The sequence below is a fragment of the Rhizobium sophoriradicis genome, assembly GCF_025200795.1.
Classification (GTDB): domain Bacteria; phylum Pseudomonadota; class Alphaproteobacteria; order Rhizobiales; family Rhizobiaceae; genus Rhizobium; species Rhizobium sophoriradicis.
In genome coordinates, this window is record NZ_CP104152.1 from 2,783,308 (window position 1) to 2,799,906 (window position 16,599).

Here is a 16,599-nt window from a genome sequence, read left to right on the forward strand (position 1 = left end):
CTCCTCACATCCAATCCATGACGACCTTGCCGGAGTTGCCCGACCGCATCGCCTCGAAGCCGTCGCGGAAATCGTCGATCTTGATCCGGTGGGTGATGATGGGCGAAAGATCGAGGCCGCCCTGGACGAAGGCAATCATCTTGTACCAGGTCTCAAACATCTCACGACCGTAAATGCCCTTGAGATTGAGCATCTTGAAGATCACCTTGTTCCAGTCGATTTCGAAGCCCGCCGGCGCAATGCCGAGAATGGCGATCTTGCCGCCATTGTTCATCTTATCGATCATGTCGCGGAAGGCGGGTGCAGCGCCCGACATTTCGAGCCCGACGTCGAAGCCCTCGGTCATGCCGATCGCCTTCATCACGTCGGCGAGATTTTCCTTCGACGCATCGACGACGTGGTCGATGCCGAGATTGCGCGCCAGATCCAGCCGATGCGGATTGATATCGGTGATGACGACTTTGCGGGCGCCGGATCGTTTGGCGACCAGCGCCCCCATGATGCCGATCGGCCCGGCGCCGGTAACAAGCACGTCCTCGCCGACGAGATCGAAGGAAAGCGCCGTATGCACCGCATTGCCGAACGGATCAAAGATCGCGGCGATCTCGTCGGAAATATCATCGGGGATCGGCACGACATTGCTTTCTGGAATGCACACGAACTCGCCGAAGGAGCCAGGCCGGTTGACGCCGACACCGAGCGTGTTGCGGCAGAGATGCCCCCTGCCCGCCCGGCAGTTGCGGCACTTGCCGCAGACGATATGGCCTTCGCCGGAAACCCGCTCGCCGACATGATAGCGGGTGACCGCCGAGCCGATCTCGGCGATCTCGCCGGAAAATTCATGGCCGACGACCATCGGCACCGGAATGGTCTTCTGCGCCCACTGGTCCCAGTTCCAGATATGGACGTCGGTGCCACAGATCGCCGATTTCTTCACCCGGATCAGCACATCGTTCGGCCCGACCTCCGGCACCGGCACATTCTCCATCCAGAGCCCGACCTCCGGCTTCGATTTGACCAGCGCCTTCATCATGTTCGACATATCTGTATCCCTTGGTCAGTGCCTGTTTCGGCCCCTCATCCGCCTGCCGGCACCTTCTCCCCGCCAGCGGGGCGAAGGAAATATGCCGCACCGGCTTCGTCAATCCTCGACGCTGCGTTTGGCACGTCCCCTCGCCCCGTTTACGGGGAGAGGGTTAGGGTGAGGGGCAATCCCCCATCCTCAAATCACACCCAATTCCCGCCCTGCCTCGGCAAAGGCTGCAATCGCCCGCTCGACATCCTGCCTCGAATGCGCTGCCGACATCTGCGTGCGGATGCGCGCCTGGCCCTTCGGCACCACCGGGAACGAAAAGCCGATCACATAGATGCCCTTCTTCAGCATCAAAGCCGCCATATCCTGGGCAAGCTTGGCATCGCCGAGCATGACCGGGATGATCGGATGGCCTTCGCCGGCGAGTGTGAAGCCGAGCTTGGTCATCTCGGTGCGGAAGAGATCAGCATTGTCGGAAATGCGCTTGCGCAAGGCGTCGCCATTTTCGATCAGATCGAACACTTTCAGCGAGGCAGCGGCAATAACCGGCGCCAGCGTATTCGAGAACAGATAGGGCCGCGAGCGCTGCCGCAGCCATTTGACGATCTCTGATTTCGCCGAGATATAACCGCCCGAGGCGCCGCCGAGCGCCTTGCCGAGTGTGCCGGTGATGATGTCGATCCGGCCCTCGACGCCGCAATGTTCGGGCGAGCCGCGGCCGTGCCTGCCGACGAAACCAACGGCATGGCTGTCATCAACCATGACCATGGCGCCGTATTTCTCGGCGAGATCGCAGACTCCGCCCAAATTGGCGATGATGCCGTCCATCGAGAAAACGCCATCGGTGGCGATCAGTTTGAAGCGGCTGCCCTCGGCCTTCTTCAATTCCTCTTCGAGTGCCGCCATGTCGTTGTTGGCATAGCGGAAGCGCTTGGCCTTCGAAAGCCTGACGCCGTCGATGATCGAGGCGTGGTTCAGCGCATCCGAAATGATCGCGTCCTCCTCGGAAAGCAGCGTCTCGAACAGGCCGCCATTGGCGTCGAAGCAGGAGGAATAGAGGATCGTGTCTTCCATGCCGAGGAAAGAGGAAATCCGCGCCTCGAGCTGCTTATGCTCCTCCTGCGTGCCGCATATGAAACGCACCGAGGCCATGCCGTAGCCGTAACGGTCGAGCGCCTTTTTGCCGGCCTCAGCCAATTCCTCGTTATCGGCGAGGCCGAGATAGTTGTTGGCGCAGAAATTCAGCACCCGCTCGCCGGTGGAAATCGCAATTTCGCCGCCCTGTTTCGACGTGATGACGCGTTCGGACTTGTAGAGACCGGCATCCTTCAGCGCAGCCAGTTCGCTGCGCAGGTGCGAGAGGAAATTCGAGGTCATTGAGGGCCCTTCTCTTGATGTTTCCCGTCTGAGCGTCGGTTAGCATATCGCCGCTGGCTTGTCTTGCTCAACGCTTGACCGAAACAAGCAGAAAGGTCGGCCGGTCGAGCTCTTCGGCCCATTCGTTAGCCGATCAGATCCTGCTCGCTCGGCGCCCATTCCTCGACATGACGATGGGAAAGCCCGAAGCCATCAGCGTGTTGATGGTCTTGCCGAGGCGGCGATGCTGCTTGACGTCTTAGGGGTCAGGACCGTCGCCGATCTCCACGAGGCCGAACCTATGCTGGATCGGCAAGATCGCTTCCGGGGTCACCGCACCAGACCGTTCGAGCTCAACGAAGAAATGCTCGAAACCGCCTGGCGTGACGAAGCCCATCATTCGTCCCATGCCATCGCTGACATTACGCCAATGATGCGGAACATTCGGCGGCAGCACAACCACGGAGCCGACCGGCGCCTCGATCATCTCGTTTCCGCACCAGAAACGGTAATGGCCCTCGATGACGCGAAAGACCTCGGTCTCGCGGGTATGCATGTGCCGCGACGGGCCGGTGCCGGGTGCCGAGAAGGTTTCCCATATGCCGTAAGCGCCGGCCGTTTCTTCCGCCGTTGCGTGAATGAAAACCTGCCCGCCGTGCGGATGCTTGGCAATCCGCTCGCGTCCGGGCAGTGATGCGACTGCTCTGTTGAATTGTGCCATTGAAGCTCCCCCAAACTCTGGCGGGAACCCTAGCAGAAATCTGCGCCGATTGCAGCGGATAGCACGTGCAACCGCATTATTCGTCATGCGCCAGGATGATCTCCAGAAACGCGTCGCCATAACGTTCGAGCTTCGCCTGACCGACGCCGGATATGGCGAGCAGCTCCTGGCGGCTGCGCGGCCGTTCGGTGGCGAAGGCAATCAGCGTCGTATCGGGAAAGACGACATAGGGCGGCACGCCGAGCGATTTGGCGATCGCCATGCGCTCGGCCCGCAGCGCCTCGAAGAGGCTGCCGTCGGCGCCCGACAGGTCCGATTTGCGCTCGCTGCGCTCCGCCTTCTTCGTGCGCCGTTCCGAGGCAGGCCGGTCCTTGCGGAAGAATACCTGTCGCTCGTGCTTGAAGACGGCGCGCGCTTCCGGCTCCAATTTAAGCGCCCCATAGGCCTCGTGATCAACCCGGATCAGCCCCATGGCGAGCAGCTGCCGGCAAACCGATTGCCAGGTCCGCGCCGGAATGTCCTTGCCGGCGCCGAAGACGGGCATGTCGACATGGCCGAAACGCTCGGTCTTTTCGTTGACATTGCCGACGAGCACGTCGATGACGTGGCCGGCGCCGAAACGCTCGCCGGTGCGATAGATGGCGGCCAGCGCCTTGATCGCCGCTTCGGTGCCTTCCCAGGTCTCGACCGGCTTCAGGCAGGTGTCGCAATTGCCGCACTGACCGGCATGGGCTTCCCCGAAATGAGCCAGGATCGCCTGCCGGCGGCAGGAGGCGGTCTCGCAGATCGCCAGCAAGGCATTGAGCTTGGCGCGTTCGACCCGCTTGATCTCCGCGGCGGCATTGCCCTCGTCGATCATCCGGCGGCGCTGGATGACATCGGCCATGCCATAGGCCATCCAGACCTCCGACGGCAGGCCGTCGCGGCCGGCGCGCCCGGTCTCCTGGTAATAGGCTTCCACCGAACCCGGCAGGTCGAGATGGGCGACGTAACGCACATTCGGTTTGTCTATGCCCATGCCGAAGGCGACAGTGGCAACCAGGCAGAGGTTCTCTTCCTTCAGGAAAGCATCCTGATTGGCGTCACGAAGCGCCCGGTCCATGCCGGCATGATAAGGCAGCGCGCGAACCCCCTGCCCGTTCAGCCAGTCGGCCGTGTCCTCGACTTTGGCGCGCGACAGGCAATAGACGATGCCGCTGTCGCCCTTATGGTCGGAGAGGAAGCGCAGAAGCTGCTGGCGCGGCTGATCGCGCTCGACGATCTCATAGCTGATATTGGGTCGGTCGAAGCTGGTGGTGAAGATCTCGGCAGCGTCGAGCCCCAGCCGCTCGACAATATCGTCGCGGGTATGCGGATCGGCCGTTGCCGTCAGCGCTATTCTGGGAACACCGGGATATTGCTCGCCGAGCCGGCCGAGCCCGCGATATTCCGGCCGGAAATCATGGCCCCACTGCGAGACGCAATGGGCCTCGTCAATGGCGAACAGCGCAATCTTGTCGTTGGCGATCAGCTCGCGGAAGCCGTCGGTCAGGATGCGCTCCGGCGTCACATAGAGAAGATCGAGCTTGCCGGCAGAAAGCGCACGGCGGACCTCGACGAACTCTTCGCGCGACAGCGACGAATTGAGTGCGGCAGCACGGATGCCAAGCTGCTTCATCGCCTCCACCTGATCGCGCATCAGCGCAATCAACGGCGAAACGACGATGCCGACGCCCTCGCGGCAGAGCGCCGGGATCTGGAAGCACAGCGATTTGCCCGCACCTGTCGGAAAGAGCACCACCGCGTCGCCGCCTGACACGACGTGCTCGACCACCTGCTGCTGCTTGCCGCGGAAGGAGGAGTAGCCGTAGACCTGCTTCAACACCTCGAGCGGCGAGCAGGGCGCGGAAAACGGCGCATCGGAGGCGGAAAAGCCAGCTTCGTTGCCTTCGGTCAGCGACATCAGTGGTTCGCCGCCCCTTTGACGCGGCCGGAAAGCACGCCGAAGCCGTCGATGATCGCCTCCTGGTTCTCAAGGCGCACGCCTTCCAGATGCACTTCCTGCTGGGCCCGTATCAGCTGAACGATCGCCTCGCCGTCGCCGGCTTCCGTTGCCAGCGCAATCTCGCGTTCGAGCTCCATCTTCTGCCGGCGCAGCGCCTTCGCCCTTTTGTGGAAGGCGAGCGCCTGGCGGTAACCCTCACGCGCATCCTCCATCGCCGCCTCCTCGGTCGCCGTCCAGAGCCGGGCGTTGCGCACCTGCTGGTCGAGGCTCTTGATCAGCGGGCCGAAGCCCTCGAATTCCAGCCGTTCGGTCAGATAGTCACGCGTCAGATGCGGGCCGGCAACGGCGGCTGCTGCGCCAAGCACCGCCGACCAGAGCCGTTGCAGCTCGCGGCTGTCATACTCGATCGCGGCGATCTCGTCATAATCGTCGATCATCAGCGCGGGATGATTGACGATGGTCAGCGCCAGCACGCTTTCGCGCAGCGCCGTATTGTCCCGGTGGCCGCGCACGGGGCCCGAGCGGGCAAGCCGGTCGGAAATAAGGCTCGGGCTTTTCGGCCCTGCCTTAGCGGCATTGTCGCGGCCAGCCCGGGAGTTGCCGCCGAAACCGCGCCGCTCGCCACTATTGCGGTTCTGGAACTGCGGCTGGAAGAAGGCGTTCAGGCGGTCGCGAATATCCTGCTGGTAATGGCGGCGCACATTCTCGTCGGCGATGACGGCCACAAGCTGCTTCAGCCGCGCCTCGAGCTCGGCGCGCGCCTCGGGCGTGTCGAACTTGCCGGTGTTGATCTCCCGGCTCCACAGCATCTCCGAAAGCGGCTTTGCCTGGCTCATTACCTTGTCGAAAGGCGCGCGGCCCTCGTCGCGCACGAGATCATCAGGATCCTTGCCGTCGGGCAGAAGCGCAAAGCGGACGGAGCGGCCGGGCTTCAGATGCGGCAGCGCCAGTTCGGCGGCGCGATTGGCGGCGCGGATGCCGGCGCCGTCGCCATCGAAGCAGAGCACCGGCTGCGGCACCATCTTCCAGAGCAGCTCGAGCTGGTTTTCGGTCAGTGCGGTGCCGAGCGGCGCAACGGCGTTCTCGACGCCGGCCTGATGGAGCGCGATCACGTCCATATAGCCTTCGACGGCAATGATCGTGCCGCTCGCATTGTCGTCCTGCTGATCGCGGCCCGATCCCTGGATCGCGCGGCGGGCGCGGGCGAAATTGTAGAGCACATTGCCCTTGTGGAAGAGCTCCGTCTCGTTCGAATTCAGATATTTCGCCGGCGCGTCTGATGACATGGCGCGGCCGCCGAAGGCGATCACCTTTTCCCGCGACGAGAGGATCGGGAACATGATGCGGTCGCGGAAGCGATCGTAGGAAACCGGCACGTTCTCATGGACAACGAGGCCGCAGGCCTCGATCTGCTCCTTGGTGACGCCCTTGCCTGCGAGGAATTCCTTGAGCGCATTGCGGCTGTCGGGCGCATAGCCGAGGCGGAAGGTCTCGATGGTGCGCCCCGTCAGCCCGCGGTCGCGCAGATAGGCGCGCGCCTTCGCACCATTGGCCGTCTGCAGCTGGTCCTGGAAGAAGGCCGTCGCCATTTCCATGACGTCGATCAGCGAGCCGCGCTCCTTCTCGCGCTTCTCCATGACAGCATCGGCAAGCGGCATCGGCATGCCGGCCATATCGGCGATCTGCTGTACCGCCTCCGGAAAACTCAGGCCCTCCAGCTCGGTGAGGAAGCGGAAATGGTCACCGGTTACGCCACAGCCGAAGCAGTGATAGCGCCCCTTCCGGTCCTCACAGTGGAAGCTCGGTGATTTCTCGCCGTGGAACGGGCAGCAGGCCCAATAATCGCCGCGCGATACATTGGTCTTGCGCTTGTCCCAGCTCACACGGCGCGCGATCACGTTCGAAATCGGAACGCGGTCACGAATCTCATCGAGAAAGGTGTTGGAAAAGCGCATCTATACCTCTTGGCCAGCCTCCATATAAGCTGCTTTGCCGCGCCGTGCCACGAAACTTGTCACGAAAACCCGCTATTCACAGGCAAGTGCACCGGTCAGCGATTGCGTCGGTTTTCCAATCAACAACGCGTTACCGCCCCTGCGACAGGGGTGCGACATTATTGTCCTCGCGAGGCGGAATTCGGTCGATGCGAAAGCTCCAGTAAAGTTACGGGTCTTTCATGTGCCCTGAATAAATTCGTTTTAAACCAATCCATTAACTCCCGCTGCAATCACAGGCTCTCATCCTCGCGCCGCCTGTCGAGCCTCCGCTTCGGCCCTCCAGAACCGCCGTTTCCGACAATCATTATTTTTTTGTAATTTGAACAGGCTGCCGCCCCGCAATAAGTTCGATCTCAACAAAGCGATCCCCGAGCGAAGCACCATCCCTACCCCCGGCGCCGCTTCGCAAGGGTGCCTTTGCAAATACCCTCCGGCTTGGGCTTCGCCCTGCGTGCCGGCGGAAGCAAAGTGCAAGAAGGCAGGAGCGCCCCCAGTTCCTGCCTTCTTAATTTTTTTGGCTTCCCCTGATGCAAATTCCCTTTTGAAATTAGCCGATTATTGACAAAACCGTTGACACCAGGCGCTTGCGTGAAGGAAGTATGCGCGGAATTTCCTGGACCCTTCCCATGGCCTTTACCGCTGAAACTCTTGCGGCCGACGATCGCTTTCTCGCTGCGATCCTCCACTGCGCCGATCAGATGCTCGCGATTTATCGTGAGAGCCCGCGCATTGCTTCGATTTTCGCCGCACAGCAGCGCTGGCTGATGGCCCATGCCGGCTTTGCGCTTCATTATGGCCACCCCGACCATGAAAGGAGTGGCCTCTATTCCGGCCGCTTCATCGATTTCGCGGTTAAGAACGACATCGCCAGCCGCAACACGGCCGCGGCCTTCATGCAGGAAATGCTGGCCTATCGCTTTCTGCGCCAGGCTCCTGGTCCCGACAAGCGCACACGCTATCTGGAACCCACCGAAATCGCCGAGCAGCATTTCACCCGATGGCTCGTCACCCATATGATGATCCTCGACAGCCTCGACGGCGGTCAACGCGCCGAGAAGATCGCCGCCGATCCCGCGGCCATGATGGCAGCGATCCAGCCGCGCATCGCCAAAGCGATCATCGGAAGCCAGGCGGTGCGCAGTCCTGGCCCCACCTTCAATCTCTTCAACTGGGCAAACTCCGGCGGGCTGGTGATGGACTACCTGATCTCGCGCCTTCCGGAATTTCCCCGGACGGCCGAGCGCGTCGCGATCGGACCCCTGTCGCTCAGGGAGCTCCGCGAACAGTTCATGATATCGAACACGCACCTGAAGCGGCTTCTGACACAGGCCGCGGCCATGGAAAGCGTCGGCTGGACCGAACCGTCCCGCAAGGGCGAGTTCTGGCTGTCGCGCCGCTTCATCCTTGAATACTGGAATTATCAGGCTGCGAAATTCGCCATCGTCGATGCCGCAGCCGAAGCGGTGCTCAGGCCCGCGGTTCTCTACGAACCGCAGGCGCGACGGGTGGTCTAGACTAAATTAGTTCAGCAGTTCCTTGACGGTCGCCGAGGCCTTGGCGAAATCCATCTGGCCGGCATAACGCTCCTTGAGCGCGGCCATCACCTTGCCCATGTCCTTGGCGCCGACGGCACCGGTCTCGGCGATGATCGCCGAAACGTTGGCGCGCACTTCGCTCTCCGAAAGCTGCTTCGGCATGAAATCCTGGATGACGGTGATTTCGGCGCGCTCCTTGGCGGCGAGTTCCGGCCGGGAATTCTCCTCGTAGATCTTTGCCGATTCGTCGCGCTGCTTCACCATCTTGGCGAGAATCTGCAGGATCTCGTCGTCGCTCGCCTGCTCCTTGCCGGCGCCACGATTGGCGATATCGCGATCCTTGATCGCGGCCTGAATCAGCCGGACGGTGGAAAGCCGCTCCGAATCCTTGGCCTTCATCGCCTCTTTCAGCTGGGTGGCGAGTTGATCGCGCAGCATGGTCTTTTCTCCTGATTTGATGCCGCTTCATAAACCACGCTGATGCGGGGGATCAAATAAATTGCGCGATCGGCGCGATAAAGCGCAGGAAAACGGCCGCAATCCCGGTTACAAAGATTGACGCTCAGCGATTGCGTGGCTATCTACCGCCACCTGCACCAAAATTCGTGATCAGGCCTGAAGCGCGCGGCATTGCCGCGTCCACACGCCTGCGAGATCAAATGGCAGCGAGCGCGGCAACGCGCATCGGCCGCCGGAAACGGGATGAAGATGACCGCGACAGCACCCTGGACAATCGAAAAGCCGACCGCCCTGCTCGTTCTTGCCGACGGCACGGTGATCGAAGGCAAGGGCATCGGCGCCACGGGCAAGGTCCAGGCCGAGGTCGTCTTCAACACGGCGCTGACCGGCTATGAAGAGATCATGACCGACCCTTCCTATCTCGGCCAGATCGTCACCTTCACTTTTCCCCATATCGGCAATATCGGCACCAATGATGAAGACATCGAAGATCTGACGCCTGCCGCCCGCCACGGCGCCGTCGGCGTCATCTTCAAGGCCGACATCACCGAACCGTCGAACTACCGGGCCGCCAAACATCTCGACCAGTGGCTGAAGGCGCGCGGCATCATCGGTCTCTGCGGCATCGACACCCGCGCCCTGACCGCCTGGATCCGCGAGAACGGCGCTCCGAACGCAGTGATCGCCCACGATCCGAACGGCGTCTTCGACATCGAGACGCTGAAGGCCGAAGCCAAGGCCTGGAGCGGGCTGGAAGGCCTCGACCTCGCCAAGATCGCCACGTCGGGCCAATCCTCGCAATGGACCCAGACGCCGTGGATCTGGAATGAAGGTTACGGCGAGCTCGGTGCGGCCGATGCCAAGTATCATGTCGTCTGCCTCGACTACGGCGTCAAGCGCAACATTCTGCGCCTGTTTGCCGGCCTCGACTGCAAGGTGACCGTCGTGCCGGCGACAACGAGCGCCGAAGACGTGCTCGCCATGCAGCCGGACGGTATCTTCCTGTCGAACGGCCCGGGCGATCCGGCGGCAACAGGCGAATATGCCGTGCCCGTGATCAAGACGCTTGTTAAGACCGATATCCCGGTCTTCGGCATCTGCCTCGGCCATCAGATGCTTGGCCTCGCCCTCGGCGCCAAGACCGAGAAGATGCACCAGGGCCATCATGGCGCCAACCATCCCGTCAAGGATCACACGACCGGCAAGGTCGAAATCGTCTCGATGAACCATGGCTTCGCGCTCGACTCGAAGTCGCTGCCCGATGGCGTTGAAGAGACTCATATATCGCTTTTCGACGGCACCAATTGCGGCCTGCGAGTCCTCGGCAAGCAGGTCTTCTCCGTCCAGCACCATCCGGAAGCCTCCCCCGGCCCGCAGGACAGCCACTATCTCTTCCGCCGCTTCATCAACATGGTGCGCGAGAAGAAGGGCGAACCGGCGCTCGCCGAGCGCTGATTTCAAGAACTGCCGATTTTCGCAAAGGCCCGCGAAACCGGCAGCCACCAACGTGATGTGGATTGCTTGCGGCGACGTCACATCGCCTGTGAGCGTAACGGTCTTGGCAGGGCATCTTTCGATCCTGACATGACCTAGCCTCGCGGCGGATCGCACAGGCCCAGAAGAAAACAGTTCTAGGCAACCTGCTGCGATGTCCTAGACAAGCAGGAACAGAAAGAATGCGCGGTTTGGGGCGTGATCTTTCGTCGAGAACGACTGGGAGCGCCTTCCGCGCCACGCTTAGCCTCCAACCTCCCGCTATGTCATTGCCCTATTTACAACCCGTCCTATCTCTTGCGCGGGACGGTCAGCGAGAGAGGACGCGCATGCCGATAGACAATGCGAGATTGGCGCCGATGCAGCCGGGTGTATCCGTGGAGGAGCTGAAGGCGGCTTTGGGGACGAGCTGGCAGGAGCCGGGCGTTCAGGCGGAAGGCTATTTGCATATCGAGGAGTTCGGCACGCGCATTACCGCCGATGGCAGGCTTGGCGAAGTTCATTTCCGTGCCCCCTTCGAACTTCCGCCTATCCATGGCGTCAGGATGGGAATGCCGGCCGAAGAGCTGCATCGGCTTTATCCCGTCGCCGAGCGCATCTCTGACGAGAGAGAGAAATACGGTTGGACCATGCTGAAGATGAACCTGTCGGATACGCTCATGCTCGGGGTAGGCATCAGAGAGGAAGTCGTCAGGATCATCAGCCTCACGGATCCGACAGCGGTCTATCCAGAGCGGCCCTATAAATATGCCGATCCCAACCTCACCGAGGCTTACGATCTGACGATGACCGATCCTGTCGACCTCGCCCGCCGTCCCGAAAGCGGCTGGTGCTACGGCGGTCCGCCCGGCATCGATGCCAGGATATGGCCAGTCAGCACCACAAACGGTCTGCCGCTTCGCCACGCCTTCACGGTGAAACTGCCGCCGCAATATCGAACACTTGGCGATAATTACGTGGCGATCTCGCTCTTCGTCGACGAACAATGGGAGACGCTGCCGGCAAGGGAAAACGTGGCCGGAGGCGCGCGCCACGCCGATCCGCGCCGCTTCGACATCAAATACATGGACAACGAATACGTTCTCTTCTGGCTGACGGAAGAGGAGTTCGCTGCACCGCTTGGTGTGCCACCCACAATCGAGGGCGCCCCCGTCCCCGGCTGGCTCTCGAAATCGCCGCTTGAATATTTTGGAGAATTCAATCTGCCTAGAACTGTGGCCGAACAGCAGGCAAAGAACGTCTTTTCGCCCGGTGGACTTGCCGTCAACGAGCTTCTAGCGGCGACCCGGCCCCAAGACGGATGGAAAAACCTGCCGGGCCGCGAGGCGCTGGATTACGGCTGGCCGATCGAGATCACGCTGCGCGAAGGCGATCCGAATATTGGCAAGCCGGCGCGCGAATTCAGGCACCAAAACGAGCTCAGCGGCATATCGTCGCATATTCGGAGGAAGGCCAGGAACAAGGACTGGAGCGCTTTCTGGACTGGCAAGCCCACCTTGGCGGCACGATGTTTCCGATGCAGGGGTATCCCGATTTCTCACCTTACTACATCGAGATCTCGGAAATCTTCGGCGGCTTCAATTTCGGCAACGGGGTCGCCCAGATCGATCTCAAGGAGATGAAGCTCGAATGGGCCTGCTGACGCTGGAGGGATGGGAAAACGGGAATGCCAAATTCATCCGCGATCGCGGCGGCATGGTGGGCAAAGCGACTCGTGTGGCCAAAGACAGCATCTCGAAAGCCGTGAACCCCTTTTGTGGATATCTTGTAGTCGAGGCAGAGACCGCCGAGGAAGTGGCGAGGCTGTTCGAGAACCACCCGCACATTACAGTCTTTCCGGGGGACGGCGTAGATATCTTCCTAAGCTGAACGGCATCGTGGTCAGAAGCTGCGGCATCTAAGCTAACGGCTGTTTTGCGCCGAAAGCCGCCATTCCGCCCCATGCGGGTGATTAGATCACGAATTCCTCCTCGTACGTCTGTGGCTCGGGAACGACCGTAACCTCCACCGGTACGATCCAATTGGCCGCGTAGCTCTCGCAGTCGGAACGCTGGAGGTCGGGCTGCACGCACCCCGCACCATCGATCGCGCGACATCGCAGTATGTATCGCCCCGCTTCTTCAGGGGTCCACATGTACTCCCACAAGCGCCATGCGAAGGGACGTTCTGTTTCGAGGAGCCTTCCCTCGCGCCAGCCCCTGCCATCTCCGGTGCAGACCTGCACCTGCCGGATAGGAGCCTCTCCGCTCCAGGCGGCTCCGAAAATCCGATACGGTTGGCCGGCGACGAGACGCGCGCCCTGCACGGGACGCGCGATCTGCGCTTTGACCTCCATCTCCGCAAGCGGGACCAGCCTGGGTTCCCCGAGGCTGCGCTCCCAACGGAAATAGTCGCGCGCCTGCCAGTAGCCAAGGAACGGTTGCTCCACAACCGTGATATGTGTGATCCACTTGACCCAAGCCATGCCGAACCAGCCACCCACGACCGCGCGTAGCGGGTAGCCGTGATCGCGCGTCAACGGCTCCTCGTTCATCGAATAGGCAAGGATCGTGCTGTCAGCGATGGCCTTCTCAAGCGGTAAGCTGCGCGCAAAAGCGATGGGGCCTGGAGAAGCCGTTTTCTTGTTCGTGTCGACGACGCCGCTGTCTGCGCCTACGAGCAGAACCTCACATGCGGTTCGCTTAACGCCCGCCATTTCTAAAATCTCGCGGAGAGGAACACCTGTCCACGCGGCATTGCCGACGGCTCCGTTCTGCCACTGCAACCCCTCCTTCAGCGGCACATAGTAGACGCGCCCGTTGCCTGCGCACTCGACGACGGCAGTGAAACTCGTGCTCCGCATCGCCTTGATGCTGTCGAGGTCAAGTTCGATCGGCCGCTCCACCGCCCCGCCAACGTGCAATCTCCAGTCTCGCGCATCGAGGTCCGGCGACGGGAAATGGTTTCGCACGAAGAACAGCTCGGTTGGGATCAGCCAATCGGAGAGTGATGCAAACGGAAACTCGATATTCTCAGGGGATTTCTGTCGAACTATTAGACTGGGTTGCTCTGGTGTCGGCATCGTCCTCGTTTCCCCTTTCAAGAGTACAACGTTGGCACTCGGTCGCGCGAATTCCGGTTTGATCACACCGCCCCTCGCAATGCGTCTCTCGCGTTCCGTCCCCACTCTAGCACATACCGCAGGTTCCTCGGATCGACCTCGAACGGCAGCAAAGGGCCGGAATGCTGCTATGGGCCTCACGTCTCTTTCGCGCCCCCATAATGGTCATCGAGCCAGCGGTCGCTATTGCTGCAAAGCGGACATAGTGCAGCGACAACATGGGTCGGTGTTGCGCCAACAGCAGTCCCTCGTCCGGATTCGCACAATGACCGCGCGCCATTTCATGGGCCGAGCCAGCGTTGCAGGAAGGTCGAGTTGCGACGCTGGCCCGAGGGCTGGTCGACGAGTTTGGTGCCTGTGGAGGCGACAACCCGCGCGAACGGATCCTACGATCCAGGCTTGTGACAAAGTCGATCGAGCGTGTCTCGAAGTGCGGCGGCGGCCTGATCGCGCTCATCGGTAGACATAAGCTCGGGCTCGGCTTCCAATCTCAGGTGCGGCAGTTCGGTCCGGACAGTACGACGGCTGCGGACCAGATTTTCCTTCAGATCGACCACGCGATAGGTGGCGACCGGATAGGCTATTCCCTTTACGTGGACATGCCCCAGTTCCTCGCACTCGATCGTGTCCTTCACTTGCGCAAACGTCTCATAAGAAATGAGCACGGTGCCCGGCGACGCTTCCTGCTCAAGACGCGAGGCGAGATTCACGGCGCCGCCGATTATCGTGTAGTCCATCCGGTCCTCGCTGCCGAAGTTTCCCACAGTGCAGTAGTCTGTGTGAATGCCAATGCGGCAGCGCAGCGGTGTTTCAATTCCGATATCGCGCCAGATTTCGCCAAGCTCCCTCATTCGCTTTTGCATGGCGAGTGCCATCTGCACGCAGGCGAGCGCGTCATCCTTGACGCCGCGGGTTTCCGGATCGCCAAAAAACATCAGGATGGCGTCTCCGACATACTTGTCGATCGTCGCGCCGTGATCCGAAGCAATCTTCGACATTTCCGTCAGATAGTGATTGAGGAGCTGTGTGAGATCCTCGGATTCCATTTTGTCCGTGGTTTCGGTGAAGCCGGCGATATCGGAGAAGCATATCGTCAGCTTCTTCCGCTGGCTGGCGATCCTGACGTCCTGGCGGCCGGTGAATATGGAGTTATACACTTGCGGCGCCAGGTATTTCGCCAGCTTGCTGGAAAGCGCCTCGAGAGCTGCGGATTTCTCGGCGAGGTTTTCCTCCCGTTGCTTCAGCTCGGTGATGTCCGAGTAGACGGCCACCGTGCCACCAGCCGTGATCCGCCGCTCGCTGATCATGATCCATCGTCCGTCGCGACGCCGCTGCACCGACGTTTCACCAGGGTTGCGATGCCGCGAAAGCCGCTCGGCAACCCACTCCTCGACTCGCCCCTCAGCATCCTTGATGTAGCCGCCTTCAGCGGACCGGCGCACAATCTGCTCGAATGTCGTGCCGGGTGTCATTTCCTCCAGACCGGCGTACAACAGCTCGCGGTAGCGGCTATTGCTCAGCACGAGCCTGTCCTCGCCATCGTAAAGAGCGAATCCTTCGGAGATGCTCTCGATGGCATCCACAAGCCGCTGGCGCGCCTCCGCAACTTCGCGCAGGCTGTTTTCCTCCACCTCGACCGCAGTGTCCCGGAACAGCCTGAGCGCCCCGGCCATGCGGCCGATTTCGTCGCCGCCGCCGGCGGGCATCTGCACATGCAGATTGCCGCCCGCGATGGCCAGCATGCTTTGGCTTACCTCTCCCAGACGGGCGAGAAGGCTGCGGTCGACATAGAGCCAGACAACTAGAACCGAACTCAGCAGGCTTAGAAGGGCGGAGCCAAGGACAATGCCGGTGCCGTAGCGCTGGACGACCGAGGCTTCGAGGGCGGACGCGGCGATCTCATGGTTTGCCTTTGCAACCAGGCGATCGACGGCCGCGGTAAGGTCGCGCGACAGTCGGCTGTTTTCAGCCAGAAGCTTTTCGCCCTGCGCAAGGACAGCAAACTCGTCCTGTCGTACCTTCGGGATCCCGTTCTCACCGTCGGTCAGCGACTTCAACTCGTCCAGCCGTTGTTGGAAGCGGGTCCGCAACTTTTCGTCGATCTCGGTGGAGACCGTTTCGAGTGCGGCGAGCGACCGGCGCAGCGGAAACAGGATCAGCTTCAGATCTCCCGGCGTCGGCGCGTTGGCAGTTTTGACCAGCGCGTCGTTGACTGCCGAGATCTCCTGTTGCGCCCTCTGCTGGGGGATGTAGGCCGCGATTGCCTTGACCAGGTCGCTCGTCGCCGCAGCACGCGTATCTGGTGGTGCGGCGGGATCAGCCACCGCTGCGCGCCATTGGGGAACCTTGGAGTTCATCACGACGATGCCGGGCGCGAGGAGACGCTGACTTGCATTTGACGTGTCCGACAAGCGGCGCAGCAACTCCTCCTTGCGCTGAACCATGGTAAGGCGAACGGCCACAACATAGTCGAGAGCATCGAGGTTTCGTCGCAGACCAATCACGGCGTCTTCGATTTCCGTCACCGCCGTCGCGCTGAATGCGGTGCCTTTAAGTGCGGCGAGCAACTCTTCGAGACGCCGCATCTCGACTCCGATTGCAGCCGAGACCTGGTTGTGCTGAACCGTGCTGGTCGCCGCCAGAACTGACGGCGCGGTGGAGGCGACCCTCTCAGCCTGGCGCGACAATTGGAGAGAGGCGAGCGCCGTCGGCACCCGTTCCTTGGTGATGCGATCGACCACGTCGCCGACCTGAAGGAAGGCATAGAGAGCTGCGGCGGTCGCGAGCACCGCGAAGGTGCTGATGCCGAAGAAAGCGAGCAACAAGCGCCCGCGTATGCCGACGCGTTCAAACATGGCGGCAACCGCGAGGTCTGGCTTGCGCAGCCACCAAAGTCTGCACAGATTGGTCTAAAGCGATC

The 16,599-nt window shown here is 61.4% G+C and carries 11 protein-coding genes and 1 pseudogene; 4 read left to right on the top strand and 8 right to left on the bottom strand.

The window, feature by feature from the left end; genetic code table 11:
- Positions 1-4: 4 nt before the first annotated feature.
- From tdh to dnaG, 5 genes are all read right to left on the bottom strand, one after another.
- Complete coding sequence (tdh, locus tag N2597_RS13910) at positions 5-1,042, bottom strand: L-threonine 3-dehydrogenase (protein ID WP_077991798.1); 1,038 nt, start codon at positions 1,040-1,042, stop codon at positions 5-7.
- Positions 1,043-1,222: 180 nt separating this feature from the next.
- Positions 1,223-2,410 carry a glycine C-acetyltransferase gene (locus tag N2597_RS13915; RefSeq protein WP_096763337.1) on the bottom strand — a complete coding sequence of 396 codons (1,188 nt, stop codon included), beginning with the start codon at positions 2,408-2,410 and terminating at the stop codon, positions 1,223-1,225.
- A 238-nt stretch (positions 2,411-2,648) separates the two neighbouring features.
- A complete protein-coding gene (locus N2597_RS13920; RefSeq protein ID WP_096763336.1) occupies positions 2,649-3,110 on the bottom strand; it encodes a cupin domain-containing protein in 462 nt (153 codons plus the stop codon).
- 76 nt (positions 3,111-3,186) lie between these two features.
- Positions 3,187-5,052, bottom strand: coding sequence for a DNA helicase RecQ (gene recQ / locus N2597_RS13925; protein ID WP_183597164.1), 1,866 nt, complete (start codon positions 5,050-5,052; stop codon positions 3,187-3,189).
- Entirely contained in the window at positions 5,052-7,049 is a 1,998-nt protein-coding gene (gene dnaG, locus N2597_RS13930) for a DNA primase (protein ID WP_096763334.1), read from the bottom strand. The genes recQ and dnaG overlap by 1 nt, the downstream gene beginning before the upstream one ends.
- A 668-nt stretch (positions 7,050-7,717) precedes the next feature.
- Between dnaG and N2597_RS13935 the strand changes: the two genes are divergently transcribed.
- Entirely contained in the window at positions 7,718-8,605 is an 888-nt protein-coding gene (locus N2597_RS13935) for a hypothetical protein (RefSeq protein ID WP_183597163.1), read from the top strand.
- Positions 8,606-8,611: 6 nt separating this feature from the next.
- Here the strand turns inward: N2597_RS13935 and N2597_RS13940 are convergent, their stop codons facing one another.
- A complete protein-coding gene (locus N2597_RS13940) occupies positions 8,612-9,064 on the bottom strand; it encodes a GatB/YqeY domain-containing protein (RefSeq protein WP_077991780.1) in 453 nt (150 codons plus the stop codon).
- Positions 9,065-9,334: 270 nt separating this feature from the next.
- Between N2597_RS13940 and carA the strand changes: the two genes are divergently transcribed.
- The 3 genes and pseudogenes from carA (at position 9,335) to N2597_RS33725 (ending at position 12,448) form a co-directional block, all read left to right on the top strand.
- The gene (gene carA, locus N2597_RS13945) at positions 9,335-10,540 is read left to right on the top strand and encodes a glutamine-hydrolyzing carbamoyl-phosphate synthase small subunit (protein ID WP_077991945.1); all 1,206 of its coding nucleotides are present in this window, start codon (positions 9,335-9,337) and stop codon (positions 10,538-10,540) included.
- Between the two features lie 398 nt (positions 10,541-10,938).
- Positions 10,939-11,253, top strand: a pseudogene (locus N2597_RS33720) (DUF7256 domain-containing protein); the annotation flags it as partial.
- An 808-nt stretch (positions 11,254-12,061) separates the two neighbouring features.
- The gene (locus tag N2597_RS33725; RefSeq protein ID WP_406549646.1) at positions 12,062-12,448 is read left to right on the top strand and encodes a hypothetical protein; all 387 of its coding nucleotides are present in this window, start codon (positions 12,062-12,064) and stop codon (positions 12,446-12,448) included.
- Between the two features lie 82 nt (positions 12,449-12,530).
- Here the strand turns inward: N2597_RS33725 and N2597_RS13960 are convergent, their stop codons facing one another.
- Both N2597_RS13960 and N2597_RS13965 read right to left on the bottom strand, forming a co-directional pair.
- Complete coding sequence (locus N2597_RS13960) at positions 12,531-13,640, bottom strand: sulfite oxidase (RefSeq protein WP_210281855.1); 1,110 nt, start codon at positions 13,638-13,640, stop codon at positions 12,531-12,533.
- A gap of 425 nt (positions 13,641-14,065) precedes the next feature.
- Complete coding sequence (locus tag N2597_RS13965; RefSeq protein WP_183597159.1) at positions 14,066-16,534, bottom strand: adenylate/guanylate cyclase domain-containing protein; 2,469 nt, start codon at positions 16,532-16,534, stop codon at positions 14,066-14,068.
- Positions 16,535-16,599: the final 65 nt, after the last annotated feature.

Excerpts from the sequence above, each read along its gene's own strand:
- tdh (WP_077991798.1), bottom strand. The coding sequence starts at position 1,042 with ATGTCGAACATGATGAAGGCGCTGGTCAAATCGAAGCCGGAGGTCGGG.
- N2597_RS13915 (WP_096763337.1), bottom strand. The coding sequence starts at position 2,410 with ATGACCTCGAATTTCCTCTCGCACCTGCGCAGCGAACTGGCTGCGCTG.
- N2597_RS13920 (WP_096763336.1), bottom strand. The coding sequence starts at position 3,110 with ATGGCACAATTCAACAGAGCAGTCGCATCACTGCCCGGACGCGAGCGG.
- recQ (WP_183597164.1), bottom strand. The coding sequence starts at position 5,052 with ATGTCGCTGACCGAAGGCAACGAAGCTGGCTTTTCCGCCTCCGATGCG.
- dnaG (WP_096763334.1), bottom strand. The coding sequence starts at position 7,049 with ATGCGCTTTTCCAACACCTTTCTCGATGAGATTCGTGACCGCGTTCCG.
- N2597_RS13935 (WP_183597163.1), top strand. The coding sequence starts at position 7,718 with ATGGCCTTTACCGCTGAAACTCTTGCGGCCGACGATCGCTTTCTCGCT.
- N2597_RS13940 (WP_077991780.1), bottom strand. The coding sequence starts at position 9,064 with ATGCTGCGCGATCAACTCGCCACCCAGCTGAAAGAGGCGATGAAGGCC.
- carA (WP_077991945.1), top strand. The coding sequence starts at position 9,335 with ATGACCGCGACAGCACCCTGGACAATCGAAAAGCCGACCGCCCTGCTC.
- N2597_RS13960 (WP_210281855.1), bottom strand. The coding sequence starts at position 13,640 with ATGCCGACACCAGAGCAACCCAGTCTAATAGTTCGACAGAAATCCCCT.
- N2597_RS13965 (WP_183597159.1), bottom strand. The coding sequence starts at position 16,534 with ATGTTTGAACGCGTCGGCATACGCGGGCGCTTGTTGCTCGCTTTCTTC.